Below are 13,828 nucleotides of genomic sequence, written 5' to 3'. Positions count from 1 at the left end.
GAAGTAATCCATGATTTTGAAAACAAAATTGTTTGGTCGGCTTTACGAATTTAAATCCGTAAAAGAAGTGCTGGCCAAAGCCAATGAGTACAAATCAGGGGATCAGCTAGCGGGAGTAGCAGCAGAATCTGCCGAAGAGCGCGTTGCTGCTAAGGTTGTACTAGCTCAGCTGAAATTATCTGATTTGTTCAATAATCCAGTAGTTCCTTATGAAGAAGATGAGGTAACACGGATTATCATTGATGATGTCAATCTTCGTACTTACGAAAAGATTAAGAATTGGACAGTAGAAGAGCTGCGTGAATGGATCTTGGATAACAAGACTAAGAACGTAGACATTCAGTGGCTGTCTCGTGGGTTGACTTCTGAAATGGTAGCAGCAGTCGCTAAGTTGATGACCAACTTGGACTTGATTGTCGCTGCCAATAAGATTATCATTACCAAACATGCTAATACAACGATTGGTATGCCAGGAACATTCTCCTCTCGTCTTCAGCCTAACCACACCACAGACGATCCAGACGGTATCATGGCGTCTACTATGGAAGGTTTTGCTTATGGATGTGGGGATGCTCTCTTGGGCTTGAACCCGGTAGACGATTCAGTAGAAAGCGTTAAGCGGGTCTTGCATAAGTTTAACGACTTCATTGAAGAGTACAAGATTCCAACTCAGCACTGTGTGCTAGCTCACGTTACCACTCAGATTGAAGCCATGAATCAAGGTGCTCCAACAGGATTGGTCTTCCAGTCTATCGCCGGATCTGAAAAAGGGAATGAAGCTTTTGGATTTAATGCTAAGATCATTCAAGAAGCTTGGGATACAGCACTGAAAGTGGGAACAGCTGCTGGACCGAATGTCATGTACTTTGAAACAGGTCAAGGTTCTGAACTTTCGTCTGACGCTCACCATGGAGCAGACCAAGTGACTATGGAAGCTCGTTGTTATGGTTTCGCTAAACGCTTCGATCCATTCTTGGTAAATACCGTTGTTGGATTCATCGGACCTGAGTATCTCTACGATTCTAAGCAGGTTATCCGTGCTGGTTTGGAAGATCACTTCATGGGCAAACTGACCGGTATCTCAATGGGGTGTGATATTTGTTACACCAACCACATGAAGGCTGACCAAAACGATGCTGAAAATCTCTTGGTTCTTCTCGGAGCAGCTAATGTTAACTACATCATGGCGATTCCTCATGGTGACGATATCATGCTTAACTATCAAACAACTGGTTACCATGAAACAGCAACCATGCGTTCACTTCTCAATAAACGTCCGATCAAGGAATTTGAAGAGTGGATGGAAAAGATGGGCTTGATGGAAGATGGCCACCTGACAGAAATCGGCGGCGATGGCTCCATCTTTATGAGATCAAATTAGCAAGGAGGAAATCATTGTGGATGAATTGCAATTAAAAGAAATGATTCGCTCATTGTTAAATGAGATGGGCGGTGCCTCAGCTGCTAAAGAAACGGTAGCAACTGAACAAAATAAAGCTGAAAAACCTCCTGTTTCAGAGGAAGCCAAACCTACAGTTTCTCTGCAGGAAGAAGTCAAACAAGACACTTCAGTGATTGAAGATGGCATCATTCCGGATATAACGGAAGTAGATATTCAGGAGCAGTTCTTGGTTCCAAATGCCATCAATGAAGAAGCTTACCGGAAGATTAAGAAATTTACTCCGGCACGTCTGGGCTTATGGCGAGCAGGCGATCGCTACAAAACACAAAGTGTTTTGCGTTTCCGTGCAGACCATGCGGCAGCTCAGGATGCGGTCTTCTCCTATGTCTCAGATGACTTTATCAAGGAAATGGGCTTCATTCCTGTACAGACTAAGGCGACTACTAAAGATGAATACTTGACACGTCCAGATTTTGGCCGGGTCTTCCCAGAAGATCAGCAGGCTATTATCAAGGAAAAATGCAAACCTAATGCCAAAGTTCAGATTGTCGTTGGTGATGGTCTTAGCTCATCAGCTATCGAGGCCAACGTCAAAGACTTCCTGCCAGCTCTGAAGCAAGGTCTGAAAATGTTCGGACTGGACTTTGGTGAAGTACTCTTTATCAAGCATGCTCGTGTTGCGGCTATGGACCAAATCGCAGAACTGACTGGAGCAGAAGTTATCTGTATGCTGGTCGGTGAGCGTCCAGGTCTGGTAACAGCTGAGTCTATGAGTGCTTATCTGGCTTACAAGCCAACAGTTGGTATGCCAGAAGCGAAACGGACCGTTGTTTCCAATATTCATAAAGGCGGAACACCAGCCGTTGAAGCTGGAGCCTATGTAGCAGAAATCATTAAGAAGATTCTTGATAATAAGAAATCAGGAATTGATTTGAAATAATAGGAGGTAGTGGCTTTGAAAAATGATCGATTAGGTGCAAATGTATTAAGTGCCCTTCTGATTTCAAACGTGGATGCAGGTTTGGCAGCTTCTTTGGAGCTGAAACCACATCACAGAAGCCTGGGAATTATCACTTCTGACTGTGATGATGTCACTTATGTAGCCTTGGATGAAGCAACCAAGGCAGCAGATGTTGAAGTGGTCTATGCTCGCAGTATGTATGCTGGTGCAGGTAACGCTTCGACTAAGCTGGCTGGTGAAGTCATCGGTATCTTGGCTGGTCCAAACCCAGAAGAAGTTCGCAGCGGTCTGGATGTAGCAGTCTATGAAATCGAAAATGGGGCTAGCTTCTACAGTGCCAATGATGATGACAGCATTCCTTATTTTGCACATTGTATCTCTCGTGCGGGCTCTTACCTGTCAGAGGGTGCTAATGCAGAAGAAGGAACAGCAATTGCTTACTTGATTGCTCCACCGGGTGAAGCTATGGTGGCACTGGATGCAGCTTTGAAAGCGGCAGATGTGCAAGTTGGTGCCTTCTATGGACCACCGAGTGAAACCAACTTTGCCGGCGGACTTCTAGTCGGATCACAGTCAGCATGCCGAGCTGCCTGCGACGCATTTGCGAATGCAGTCATCGCAGTAGCAAATGATCCTAAAAGTTATTGATTAGGAGTTGATTAAATGGCAGATAGAGCACTAGGTTTAATTGAAGTAAAAGGTTATCTAGGTGCTGTAGTTGCGGCAGATGCGGCTTTGAAGGCTGCCAATGTATCATTGCTTAATATTGAAACGGTCAAAGCTGGTTTGAATACGGTTCAATTAATAGGCGATGTCAGTGCAGTCCGCTCAGCGGTTGATGCAGCAGTTGAGTTGGTACAGGATAAACCTTACTATCTGGCCAGCCATGTAATTTCTAGGCTGGATAATCAGACAGACCTTCTCTTTGTACCAAAGAGAAACAGTAAAACAACTAAAAAAGAGATTGCTTCTACGGCGGAAACAATCCCTTCAGAAAAAATCGAAGAAAAGCCTCAGCCTGTAAAGGAAACTAAGGCTGAACCAGCAAAGAAGCTTGAAGGAGAGACAAGGACCTACACCAGAGAAGAACTGGAAAAACTAAAAGTCGTCGAACTACGCAGCCTTGCCTATCATCAAGAAGGTATCCGTCTCAGCAAGAAAGAAATCAAATTTGCCAACAAGAAACTTCTCGTTGAGACTTTGATGGAAACAATACGAGAGGAGTAATTGCGGATGTTTTTAGAAGATAAAGATTTGGTATCAATTCAGGAAGTAAGGAATTTGATTCGGGATGCAAAGAAAGCCCAAGCAGAACTTGCTAAAATGAGCCAAGAGCAAATTGATACCATTGTAAAAGTAGTAGCGAAAGCTTGTTATGATGAGCGTGAACGCCTAGCTAAAATGGCGGCTCAGGAAACTGGCTTTGGCCGCTGGGAAGACAAGGTATTGAAAAATGCTCTTGCTTCCAAAGGTATTCTTGAAGAAATCAAGGATATGAAAACGGTTGGGGTTCTCAGCGAAGACAAGGAAAAGAAAGTCTTGGAAGTTGGGGTTCCAGTCGGTGTCATTGCTGGCTTGATTCCATCAACCAACCCGACCTCAACGGTTATGTATAAGGCTTTGATCGCTTTGAAGGCAGGAAACAGTATCGTCTTCTCTCCTCATCCAAATGCTCTTAAGAGTATTGAGGAAACGGTGGAAATCATCAAGAAAGCTGCTAAATCAGCTGGCTGTCCGGATGGAGCCATCAGTGCGATTCATCGGGTATCCATCGCAGCTACAAATGAGTTGATGCGACACAAGGATACAAATCTGATTTTGGCGACTGGTGGAAATGCCATGGTCAAAGCAGCATACTCATCTGGTACACCAGCAATCGGAGTAGGTCCTGGTAATGGTCCAGCCTTCATCGAAAGAACAGCAGATGTGCCAAAAGCAGTTCGTCAGATTTTGGATTCTAAAACCTTTGACAATGGTGTGATTTGTGCATCTGAGCAGTCTATCATCGTCGAAGAAGATATGAAGGAAAAAGTTGTAGCAGAGTTCAAGAAACAAGGTGCTTACTTTGTTCCAGCAGAAGATGCTAAGAAACTAGGCTCCTTCATTATCCAGCCGAGTGGTGCGATGAATCCGAAGATGGTTGGTAAAACACCGCAAGTGATTGCTGAGTTAGCTGGTATTTCAGTTCCAGCAGATGCTCGGGTCTTGATTGCAGAAGAAACAGGCGTCGGCAAGCAGTATCCATATTCTATGGAAAAACTGGCTCCGGTCTTGGGCTTCTACACTGTCAAGGACTGGTTGGAAGCTTGTGAGCTGAGTATTAAGATCTTGCATCATGAAGGTGCAGGCCACACTCTTGCTATTCACAGTCAAAACGAAGAAATTATTCGTGAATTTGCACTGAAAAAACCAGTATCTCGTCTGCTGATTAATACGCCAGCAGCTCTAGGTGGTGTCGGTGCAACGACTGGTCTCTTCCCAGCCTTTACTTTGGGTTGTGGAGCTGTGGGAGGCAGCGCGACATCTGATAATGTCAGCCCGCTCAATCTCTTCAATATCCGTCGTGTAGCTTACGGTACATCAGAACTGTCAGACCTGCGACAAGCAGAAAATATGGCAGTGGAAGAACCAAAAGCAGTAGCAGTTGACGGATCAAACGAAGAAGAACTGGTAACCTTGTTGGTTCAACGCGTATTGGAAAAACTAAAATAGTCAATATTAAACATTATAATTGGAGGATACAATCATGGCAAACGCAAATGCATTAGGAATGGTAGAAACAAAAGGACTCGTCGGCGCAATTGAAGCAGCTGATGCAATGGTCAAAGCCGCTAACGTAACTTTGATTGGTAAAGAACAAGTCGGAGCTGGTTTGGTAACTGTAATGGTTCGTGGTGATGTCGGTGCAGTCAAAGCAGCGACAGATGCTGGAGCAGCTGCAGCTGAAAACGTTGGTGAATTGATTTCAGTTCACGTAATTCCACGTCCACATGCTGAAGTAGAAGTAATCTTGCCTCATCAAGAATAAGATTACAGACTTTCGGATAAAATTAAAAACAAGAAAATAATTGGAGGAAATAAACATGGCAAACGCAAATGCATTAGGAATGGTAGAAACAAAAGGACTCGTCGGCGCAATTGAAGCAGCTGATGCAATGGTCAAAGCCGCTAACGTAACTTTGATTGGTAAAGAACAAGTCGGAGCTGGTTTGGTAACTGTAATGGTTCGTGGTGATGTCGGTGCAGTCAAAGCAGCGACAGATGCTGGAGCAGCTGCAGCTGAAAATGTTGGTGAATTGATTTCAGTTCACGTAATTCCACGTCCACATGCTGAAGTGGAAGTTATTCTGCCCAAATAATCTGGGACAGATAAATATTTGCTGAAAGGGTCTGTATTGTAGCGTTTAGGCCTGATACAGGCCCTGAGGCAAATAGAATACTCAGTGAAAATGAAGCTTATGGGCAGCAGCCCGATACTAGACAGAAATGTTGATTTTCGGAGAGTATCAGATTGATTTTCACAGAGTATCAACGGAGTAGAAGGATGTGAATACATGTCAGTTTTTACAGAAGCTAAGATCAGAAAGCTTTATAGAGAATCCGTTCTCGCTGATAACGGTGTCTTTGAATTAAACAAAGATGAAAAACTGACGCCAGCAGCCAGAGGTTTTCTCAATGATCACCATATTCGAATTATTTCTTCAGGTCAGACCAAAGGGAAAACAGCCTCAGCTGCTGATGCTATCAGGGTGCCGATTACAAACCTTGAGGACTCTGCTGTGTATCCACGACTATTTAGACTGACTAAACTTTATACTTGCTTTTTGAAGAACCAGAGAGAATTGCATCAGGCTTTTCAGGATGAAAAGTGTGAGCAAGTTGGCCAACTATTGAACATAGTAGAACAAATCGTCGGCCATCATATTCTGGATGATATTTCTGATTACCAGACAGACCTGCCTAGCAATGCAGAATTGCAGGCCATTCGGGTCAGTCGACAGCTCGATCAAGAAACGGTTATGATGAGTTACCAAGAACCGACTTGGCAGCTGAATTGCTATGAAACATATATCGAAACGACTCTCCTGCGCAAAGAATTGGAGCAGGCTGCTGATGGTGACAGAGATCAATTTGCTTGTAAGGTTTCTCAATTATTAAAATCAATTGAAGTCTTGCTCTGGTTGATAGCAAGCTAATAACAAGAGAAAGAAGAACAGCAATGACTTTAGAAAATTTGGTAAATAAAGTAATTGATAAAGTTCAGGAAGAATTGCAGGGGTCATTTGAGGTAGAAGCGAGCGGACGTCATGTCCATTTGAGTCAGGAAGATTTGGAAGCCTTGTTTGGTCCCAACTATCAATTAACAAAAGCAAAAGACCTATCACAGCCAGGCCAGTTCGCTAGTCAAGAAAGGCTGACAGTTGTCGGTCCAAAAGGCGCTTTTCACAATGTGGTTATTCTGGGGCCTGTTCGCAAACATTCTCAGGTAGAAGTTTCCCTGACAGACTGTTTGCAGCTGGGTACCAAGGCACCCATTCGCGAAAGTGGCGATATTGAAGGAACACCAGGTGTCATCTTGGCTCATGGAGACAAGGCAGTTTGTCTGGATAAGGGCCTGATTGTAGCTAAGCGTCATGTTCATATGACACCGGAAGATGCCGAACGTCTGAATGTAAAAAATCACGAGATTGTACAAGTCAGAGTAGAAGGTGCTCGTCCGCTGATTTTTGATGATGTGGTCATCCGTGTTAGTCCTAAATTTGCGACTTATATGCATATTGACTACGATGAAGCCAATGCCTGTGGTTTCAAAAAAGGAACACGCGGACGGATTATTAAAAAATAAGTCGTATGAGCAAATAAAAGGTAGGTAAAGAATGGAAAATCTAGATCATTTAGTAGATTTGATTACAGACCGCCTGATGGAAAAGTTGAAGAAAAAGCCTCAGAAACCCTCAGTATACGTCATTGGAGGCGATAAGATTCCTGACTTATTAGAAGGGGAAGGCTTTCAAGTCGTAAAAGATTCTTGCACAGCAGAGATTGTTGTTGTTGAGTCGCTTGGTTTTGATGCTTTTCTAAGACTCTCATCCCTTTGCCCTTTAGCGGTGGAGGAAGCAGTCATTTTAAAGAGTCTTTTGAAAGGCAAAAAAGTCCTCGTATCAGACAGCGCCTTTGCTATTCAACAGTACAAGCAATCTTCTAAAGTGTACTTGTATCAGGAACTGCAGGGACAGCGAGAAAAGCTGATTCGCTACGGTCTGCAATTTTATAAAGAAGGCCAACTCTTAGCACTCCTAGAAAACGATCAGGCTGAAGAGCCTCGCCCGGAAGTGAAACGGGCGGTGGCAGAAGAAGTCAGCTCGAAGACTAAGGCTCCGGGCAAGCCAGTTTTGCTGACAGAGAAGAGGCTGAGAGAGATGGGCTTACCTGAAAGCGGAAGCTTTAAAATAGAAAAAGGAATGATTGTGACAGCCTTGGCGAGAGATTATCTAAAACGTCAAAAAATAGAAATCATAGAATAAAGGAGTGGGTAGAGATGTTTGTTGGTAAAGTAAAAGGAAGCCTTTGGGCGACTAGAAAAGACGAAAATTTAAATGGTTTGAAATTTTTAGTGGTCGAACGGCAGCTAAATGAACATCAAAGTGACCCAGCTCTGCTTATTGTGGCCGACTGCATCGGTGCAGGCGAAGGAGACCAAGTAATGGTAACCACTGGCAGTTCTGCCCGGATGAGCCTAAATAAGACAAATATCCCTGTGGATATGGTCGTTGTGGCTATCATTGACAAGGTTGACTATCACAGTGATGAAGAATATTAGAAACTAAGGTAATGTTATGAGTATCAATGAAATTATCATTTATATCATGGTGCTATTCATGCTGATCGGTGCAGTGGATAAATGTATCGGTGGCAAACTAGGACTAAGTGAAAAATTTGAAGAAGGAATCATGGCTATGGGAGCTTTGGCTCTGTCTATGGCTGGGATTATGGTAATCGCTCCCCTCTTGGCGGATGTCTTGAAACCAATTGTCGTGCCTTTGTATGGCTTGGTGGGCGCTGACCCGTCTATTTTTGCGACAACCTTCATTGCCAATGATATGGGAGGAGCTCCTCTGGCTCTCAGTCTGGCTCAGGATCCGGCGGTAGGAAACTTTGCTGCCTTTGTACTGGGTTCTATGATGGGGCCAACCATCGTCTTTACGATTCCAGTTGCCTTGGGTATTATCGAAAAAGATGACCGTCCGCTTTTGGCTCGCGGAATCCTATATGGTTTGGTAACTGTTCCGATTGGCTGTCTCCTTGGAGGAATTTTCGTGCCAGGTCTGCCTTTTGGAACCTTGGTTGTCAATCTTATCCCGATTATCATTGTATCTGCTCTGATTTTCATAGGTTTGCTTTTGGCACCTAATGCCATGATTAAAGGTTTTGAAGTATTTGGTCAGATTATTGTTATCTTGGCAACGCTTGGTTTGGCCTTTGGTGCAGCGCAGCTTCTGACTGGAAATGAATGGCTCATCAGCCTCTATCCAAAAGGTGCTGAGACACTGAAGGAAGCCTTTGAAGTTGTCGGAACGATTGCCGTAACCTTGGCTGGAGCCTTTGGTCTGGTAGCTGTCTTTACCAAGGTAGCCAACAAACCGCTTTCTGCTATCGGAAAATCCCTAGGAATGAACGAAGTTGGTGCAGCTGGTTTGGTAGCTTCTCTGGCTAATAACATTGCCATGTTCCAGATGATGAAGGATATGGACAAACGCGGTAAGATTATCAACGTAGCCTTTGCCGTATCTGCTTCCTTCGTTATCGGAGATCACCTAGGCTTCACAGCTGGTCAAAAACCGGAAATGATTGTGCCGATGATGATTGGTAAATTTGTCGGCGGTATCACAGCGGTATTACTGGCTTTCTTCTTAACGAAAAAGGAAGCTTAGACTTGGAGGTATGAAGTATGGCAGATATTAATCGTTCTGACCTAGAAACATTGGTTCGTAAGATTTTATTGGAAGAATTAGCCACCAAAGATGGTGGGAAGAAAGTCAGCAAGGCAGGCGTAGCTTCTATCGCCCTGCCTGGTCTGGATGTTCGTCCAGAAGATCGCTTGGATACAGGTGATGCGAGCCATCAAGTTTATACACGAGACTTGCTGACCTTAGATGAAAGCCCAAGATTGGGCTTGGGTCTGATGACCATGGAAAAGACAACTTTCCCTTGGCATCTGGACTATGATGAAGTGGACTATGTTATTGAAGGGCGTCTTGATATTATCGTTGGTGACGAAGTCATGACAGCTGGCCCTGGCGAAGTACTCTTTATCCCTAAAGGCAGCGACATTCAGTTCTCTGTCAGAGATAAGGCCCGCTTTATCTATGTGACCTATCCGGCTGACTGGCAAGGCTAGTTTGTCGGAAGATTCAACTATCAGATTTACTAGAATGGCAGGACAGCGGCCTGCTGTCCTGCCATTCTGTAATGATGGAAAATAAAAAAACAGATAGAAGATGAGCAACCCTGCGAAAAGTTTATCATCTGTTATCTGTCTCTGTGATTGTTATTTCTGAAGGGAAAGGCCTGTCAAGTATATTTCTTGTAGGCTTAGCTTGGCATTCCTAAAAAAGTTGGTTAGGCTTTTTTGGAGAACGCGGAAAAATCTTCCTTTTTAAAAAACAACCATACTCATTCTAACAGAAAACCTTAGAATAATCTATTCTTTTGACCCCAAAAAAGTAAAAAAAAAGAATCAGAAAGAGGCGTATAGCTATGGTGCTCCTCTTATCTGATTTCCTTATTCCCTAAAATTGTAAGCGCTTCAAAATATATGTCAGCGAAAGGAGCTGTCTTATGGAAAACAAATGCAATATTACAGAATTTGTCGGTGTTAATCCGATAGGCGATACAATTGGACTTGTCATTGCCAATGTGGACCAGCAGGTGCTGGATGCTATGAAGCTAGAAAAGAGCTATCGCTCAATCGGTGTGGTCGGTGCTCGTACCGGTGCAGGTCCTCATATCATGGCTGCTGATGAAGCGGTCAAAGCAACCAATACAGAAATTGTTAAAATCGAACTGCCTCGTGATACTAAGGGTGGTGCTGGACACGGAAGTTTGATTATCTTTGGTGGCGAAGATGTATCAGATGTCAGACGAGCTGTAGAAGTAACCTTGAAGGAAGTAGATCGAACCTTTGGTGATGTTTATGCTAATGATGCAGGGCATATTGAACTCCAGTATACTGCGCGTGCTAGCTATGCTTGTCAGACTGCCTTTGGTGCTGAATACGGTCGTGCCTTTGGCTTGATTGTCGGAGCACCTGCAGCTATTGGTGTTGTTATGGCGGATACAGCTGTTAAGGCTGCCAACGTTACTGTTGTCGGCTATGCTTCTCCAGGAAATGGTGGTACCAGCCACTCAAACGAAGCCATCCTCTTTATCAGTGGGGATTCTGGAGCAGTTAGACAATCAGTTATCTCAGCGCGTGAAGTTGGACTGGCACTTTTAGGCAGTATGGGTGAAGAGCCAACCAACTCACAGCCATCTTACATTTAAGAGTGAGAGGGAGGAAACGGTATGAGATCCAAACGTTTTGAAGTATTAAGCGAACGCCCTATCAACCAAGATGGATTTGTAAAAGAATGGGTTGAAGAAGGTTTAGTGGCTATGGAAAGCCCCAATGATCCTAAACCCAGTATCAAGATTCAAAATGGGAAAGTGGTTGAGTTAGACGGCAAACCAAAAGAAGAATTTGACCTGATTGACCAATTCATTGCCAACTATGGGATTGACCTGAGCCGAGCTGAAGAAGTTATTCAGATGGACTCAAGAGAGATTGCCAATAAAATATTGACACCGAATGTACCTCGGACAGAAATCATCAAGCTGACCAAGGCCATGACTCCGGCTAAAATCATTGAAGTGGTCAATCAGATGAATGTCGTGGAAATCATGATGTGTCTGCAAAAGATGCGGACCCGTAAGCAAACAGCTACTCAAGCCCACGTCACTAATGTCAATGATAATCCAGTGCAGATTGCAGCAGATGCGGCTGAAGGAGCTCTGCGTGGTTTTGCAGAGCAGGAAACAACGGTTGCTGTAGTGCGTTACGCTCCTTTCAATGCCCTGTCTCTGATGATTGGTTCCCAAGTTGGCCGTCCTGGGGTACTGACTCAGTGCTCCTTGGAAGAAGCGACAGAGCTAGAATTTGGTATGCGTGGCTTTACGGCCTATGCTGAGACCATTTCTGTTTATGGTACAGAAGATGTCTTCACTGATGGAGATGATACACCTTGGTCCAAGGCCTTTCTGGCTTCAGCCTATGCCTCTCGTGGACTTAAGATGCGCTTCACTTCTGGTACAGGGTCTGAAGTGCAGATGGGACAAGCCGAAGGCAAGTCCATGCTCTATCTAGAAGCTCGCTGTCTTTATGTCACGAAAGCGGCTGGGGTTCAAGGAACTCAGAATGGATCAGTAAGCTGTATCGGTATTCCTGCAGCTGTTCCGAGTGGTATTCGGGCGGTCGTTGCTGAAAACTTGATTGCCAGCATGCTTGACTTGGAATGTGCTTCATCAAATGACCAAACCTTTACTCACTCAGACTTACGTCGCTCTGTTCGGACTTTGATGCAGTTTGCGCCAGGTACAGACTTTATCAACTCTGGCTACTCTGCTACGCCAAACTATGACAATATGTTTGCCGGCTCTAACTGGGATGCTGAAGACTTTGACGACTACAATGTCTTGCAACGTGACCTGCGGGTAGACGGTGGTCTTCGTCCTGTACGTGAAGAGGAAGTTGTGAAGGTTCGGAACAAGGCAGCACGCGTTATGCAAGCTCTTTTCAAAGGCTTGGGCCTGCCGCCGATTACCGACGAAGAAGTCGAAGCAGCGACCTATGCTCATGGCTCTAAAGATATGCCAGAGCGGGATAAGGTTGAAGACATCAAGGCTGCTCAAGGTATTCTGGAACGCGGAGTTCAAGGGGCTGATTTGATCAAAGCCTTGGCTAATAATGGCTTCCCTGAAGTTGCCAATGAGCTGCTCAATTTGTTCAAGCAACGTGTAGCAGGGGATTTCCTGCAAACATCTGCTATCTTTGATCGAGATTGGAATGTTATTTCAGCGGTGAATTCACCGAATGACTATGTTGGTGTCGGTACAGGCCATCGCCTGGTCGGCGAAGAATGGGAAAAAGTCAAAGACATTCCTAAAGCGATTGACCCGCGTGATGTATAGGAGGAGCTAAGATGACAGAGATAAATGAAACTTTACTGCGCTCCATTATTGCAGAAGTGATGAAAGAGATGAGCGCCAATACCAACGAAACAGCTGCTGAAACAAGCGAAAAGCCTGTTACAAAGCCTGTGTCCAATGAAAAAGCTGTTATCCGTACAGTTGGTGTGGCTAAGCCTAGCCAGTCAACGGATGAAGTCGTTATTGCAGTTGGACCTGCCTTTGGGGAACAGCAGGTGAAGACAATGGTGGACATTCCTCATACGGAAGTGCTGCGCCAGCTGGTGGCTGGTATCGAAGAAGAGGGGCTCAAGGCTCGCATTGTCAAGGTCTATCGTTCTTCTGACGTTGCCTTTGTAGCGGTAGAAGGAGACCATTTGTCTGGTTCTGGCATTTCTATCGGTGTTCAGTCTAAGGGAACAACGGTTATTCACCAACGTGATTTGCCACCGCTCAGTAATCTGGAACTCTTCCCGCAGGCACCTTTGTTAACTCCTGAAACCTATCGTTTGATTGGTAAAAATGCTGCTAAGTATGCTAAGGGTGAAACACCAAATCCGGTGCCCACCCTTAACGACCAAATGGCTCGTCCTAAGTACCAGGCATACTCAGCCTTGCTGCATATCAAGGAAACGAAACTGGTTAAAAGAGGAAAACCAGCTGATGAATGTCAGGTGATTTAATGCATATGATGTCTACAAGGAGAAATCAGAATGAGTGAATCAGTAGAAACATTAGTAAAACAAATATTAGCCGAGCTAAGCGACAGCGGCTCAGCTAGTCAAGGAGCAACCAGTCGTCCTGTCAGTTCTGATGAAGCGACAGCGGCTGATTATCCTATTTCTAAAAAACACCCAGACTGGATAAAGGTTGGTCAGGATAAGAAATTCGAAGATATTACACTGGAAAATATCTTGTCTGGCTATGTGACTGCAGAGGATTTGCGGATTAAGCCGGAGATTTTGATTAAGCAAGGCGAAATTGCTAAGAATGCCGGCCGCGAAGCAATCCAGTATAACTTTTCTCGGGCTGCGGAACTGACCAAGGTTCCGGATGCGCGTGTGCTGGAAATCTACAATGCCCTGCGTCCTTACCGGTCTTCCAAGCAGGAATTATTGGACATTGCCAATGAATTGGAAAACCAATATGGAGCTGTTATCTGTGCGGGCTTTGTCAGAGAAGCAGCTGAAAATTATGAACGCCGCAAGAAGTTGAAAGGCGACAACTAATCAAGTTTTATC

General features: G+C 44.6%; 17 protein-coding genes. All 17 read left to right on the top strand.

What is annotated here, in order from left to right; genetic code table 11:
- Positions 1–10: 10 nt before the first annotated feature.
- The 17 genes from FOC72_RS07670 to FOC72_RS07590 all read left to right on the top strand — a co-directional run bounded on the left by FOC72_RS07670 (position 11) and on the right by FOC72_RS07590 (position 13,816).
- A complete protein-coding gene (locus FOC72_RS07670; RefSeq protein WP_002896383.1) occupies positions 11–1,381 on the top strand; it encodes an ethanolamine ammonia-lyase subunit EutB in 1,371 nt (456 codons plus the stop codon).
- 16 nt (positions 1,382–1,397) lie between these two features.
- The gene (eutC, locus tag FOC72_RS07665) at positions 1,398–2,342 is read left to right on the top strand and encodes an ethanolamine ammonia-lyase subunit EutC (protein ID WP_002896381.1); all 945 of its coding nucleotides are present in this window, start codon (positions 1,398–1,400) and stop codon (positions 2,340–2,342) included.
- A 15-nt stretch (positions 2,343–2,357) separates the two neighbouring features.
- A complete protein-coding gene (gene eutL / locus FOC72_RS07660) occupies positions 2,358–3,011 on the top strand; it encodes an ethanolamine utilization microcompartment protein EutL (RefSeq protein WP_009659835.1) in 654 nt (217 codons plus the stop codon).
- 15 nt (positions 3,012–3,026) lie between these two features.
- A complete protein-coding gene (locus FOC72_RS07655; RefSeq protein WP_002896377.1) occupies positions 3,027–3,590 on the top strand; it encodes a BMC domain-containing protein in 564 nt (187 codons plus the stop codon).
- Between the two features lie 6 nt (positions 3,591–3,596).
- A complete protein-coding gene (locus tag FOC72_RS07650; protein WP_002896375.1) occupies positions 3,597–5,075 on the top strand; it encodes an acetaldehyde dehydrogenase (acetylating) in 1,479 nt (492 codons plus the stop codon).
- A gap of 34 nt (positions 5,076–5,109) precedes the next feature.
- Positions 5,110–5,391: a propanediol utilization microcompartment protein PduA gene (pduA, locus tag FOC72_RS07645; RefSeq protein ID WP_002896374.1), complete on the top strand. Its 282-nt coding sequence runs from the start codon at positions 5,110–5,112 to the stop codon at positions 5,389–5,391.
- Positions 5,392–5,446: 55 nt separating this feature from the next.
- Positions 5,447–5,722: a propanediol utilization microcompartment protein PduA gene (gene pduA / locus FOC72_RS07640; protein ID WP_002896373.1), complete on the top strand. Its 276-nt coding sequence runs from the start codon at positions 5,447–5,449 to the stop codon at positions 5,720–5,722.
- 195 nt (positions 5,723–5,917) lie between these two features.
- Positions 5,918–6,559 carry a hypothetical protein gene (locus FOC72_RS07635; RefSeq protein WP_002896366.1) on the top strand — a complete coding sequence of 214 codons (642 nt, stop codon included), beginning with the start codon at positions 5,918–5,920 and terminating at the stop codon, positions 6,557–6,559.
- Positions 6,560–6,582: 23 nt separating this feature from the next.
- Positions 6,583–7,209, top strand: a complete 627-nt coding sequence (gene eutD, locus FOC72_RS07630; RefSeq protein ID WP_002896361.1) for an ethanolamine utilization phosphate acetyltransferase EutD — start codon at positions 6,583–6,585, stop codon at positions 7,207–7,209.
- A 31-nt stretch (positions 7,210–7,240) separates the two neighbouring features.
- Entirely contained in the window at positions 7,241–7,888 is a 648-nt protein-coding gene (locus FOC72_RS07625) for a hypothetical protein (RefSeq protein WP_002896359.1), read from the top strand.
- 14 nt (positions 7,889–7,902) lie between these two features.
- Entirely contained in the window at positions 7,903–8,184 is a 282-nt protein-coding gene (locus FOC72_RS07620) for a EutN/CcmL family microcompartment protein (RefSeq protein WP_002896356.1), read from the top strand.
- Between the two features lie 16 nt (positions 8,185–8,200).
- On the top strand, positions 8,201–9,295 hold the full coding sequence (locus tag FOC72_RS07615; protein ID WP_002896353.1) for an ethanolamine utilization protein EutH: 1,095 nt from the start codon (positions 8,201–8,203) through the stop codon (positions 9,293–9,295).
- 17 nt (positions 9,296–9,312) lie between these two features.
- Positions 9,313–9,762, top strand: coding sequence for a cupin domain-containing protein (locus FOC72_RS07610; RefSeq protein ID WP_002896350.1), 450 nt, complete (start codon positions 9,313–9,315; stop codon positions 9,760–9,762).
- A gap of 440 nt (positions 9,763–10,202) precedes the next feature.
- Positions 10,203–10,907: a propanediol utilization microcompartment protein PduB gene (pduB, locus tag FOC72_RS07605; protein WP_002896349.1), complete on the top strand. Its 705-nt coding sequence runs from the start codon at positions 10,203–10,205 to the stop codon at positions 10,905–10,907.
- Positions 10,908–10,928: 21 nt separating this feature from the next.
- Positions 10,929–12,590, top strand: a complete 1,662-nt coding sequence (locus FOC72_RS07600; protein WP_002896348.1) for a propanediol/glycerol family dehydratase large subunit — start codon at positions 10,929–10,931, stop codon at positions 12,588–12,590.
- An 11-nt stretch (positions 12,591–12,601) separates the two neighbouring features.
- A complete protein-coding gene (locus FOC72_RS07595; RefSeq protein WP_002896346.1) occupies positions 12,602–13,270 on the top strand; it encodes a propanediol/glycerol family dehydratase medium subunit in 669 nt (222 codons plus the stop codon).
- Positions 13,271–13,300: 30 nt separating this feature from the next.
- The gene (locus FOC72_RS07590; protein WP_002896345.1) at positions 13,301–13,816 is read left to right on the top strand and encodes a diol dehydratase small subunit; all 516 of its coding nucleotides are present in this window, start codon (positions 13,301–13,303) and stop codon (positions 13,814–13,816) included.
- Positions 13,817–13,828: the final 12 nt, after the last annotated feature.

Source organism: Streptococcus sanguinis (assembly GCF_013343115.1).
GTDB classification, from domain to species: domain Bacteria; phylum Bacillota; class Bacilli; order Lactobacillales; family Streptococcaceae; genus Streptococcus; species Streptococcus sanguinis_H.
The sequence above is the reverse complement of the archived record's forward strand: the minus strand, read 5'-3'. Positions and strand labels throughout refer to the sequence as shown.

Coding starts and splice junctions, on each gene's coding strand:
- pduA (WP_002896373.1), top strand. CDS start 5,447: ATGGCAAACGCAAATGCATTAGGAATGGTAGAAACAAAAGGACTCGTC.
- eutD (WP_002896361.1), top strand. CDS start 6,583: ATGACTTTAGAAAATTTGGTAAATAAAGTAATTGATAAAGTTCAGGAA.
- FOC72_RS07615 (WP_002896353.1), top strand. CDS start 8,201: ATGAGTATCAATGAAATTATCATTTATATCATGGTGCTATTCATGCTG.
- pduB (WP_002896349.1), top strand. CDS start 10,203: ATGGAAAACAAATGCAATATTACAGAATTTGTCGGTGTTAATCCGATA.
- pduA (WP_002896374.1), top strand. CDS start 5,110: ATGGCAAACGCAAATGCATTAGGAATGGTAGAAACAAAAGGACTCGTC.
- FOC72_RS07620 (WP_002896356.1), top strand. CDS start 7,903: ATGTTTGTTGGTAAAGTAAAAGGAAGCCTTTGGGCGACTAGAAAAGAC.
- FOC72_RS07600 (WP_002896348.1), top strand. CDS start 10,929: ATGAGATCCAAACGTTTTGAAGTATTAAGCGAACGCCCTATCAACCAA.
- FOC72_RS07590 (WP_002896345.1), top strand. CDS start 13,301: ATGAGTGAATCAGTAGAAACATTAGTAAAACAAATATTAGCCGAGCTA.
- FOC72_RS07670 (WP_002896383.1), top strand. CDS start 11: ATGATTTTGAAAACAAAATTGTTTGGTCGGCTTTACGAATTTAAATCC.
- FOC72_RS07595 (WP_002896346.1), top strand. CDS start 12,602: ATGACAGAGATAAATGAAACTTTACTGCGCTCCATTATTGCAGAAGTG.
- FOC72_RS07625 (WP_002896359.1), top strand. CDS start 7,241: ATGGAAAATCTAGATCATTTAGTAGATTTGATTACAGACCGCCTGATG.
- FOC72_RS07655 (WP_002896377.1), top strand. CDS start 3,027: ATGGCAGATAGAGCACTAGGTTTAATTGAAGTAAAAGGTTATCTAGGT.
- FOC72_RS07635 (WP_002896366.1), top strand. CDS start 5,918: ATGTCAGTTTTTACAGAAGCTAAGATCAGAAAGCTTTATAGAGAATCC.
- FOC72_RS07610 (WP_002896350.1), top strand. CDS start 9,313: ATGGCAGATATTAATCGTTCTGACCTAGAAACATTGGTTCGTAAGATT.
- FOC72_RS07650 (WP_002896375.1), top strand. CDS start 3,597: ATGTTTTTAGAAGATAAAGATTTGGTATCAATTCAGGAAGTAAGGAAT.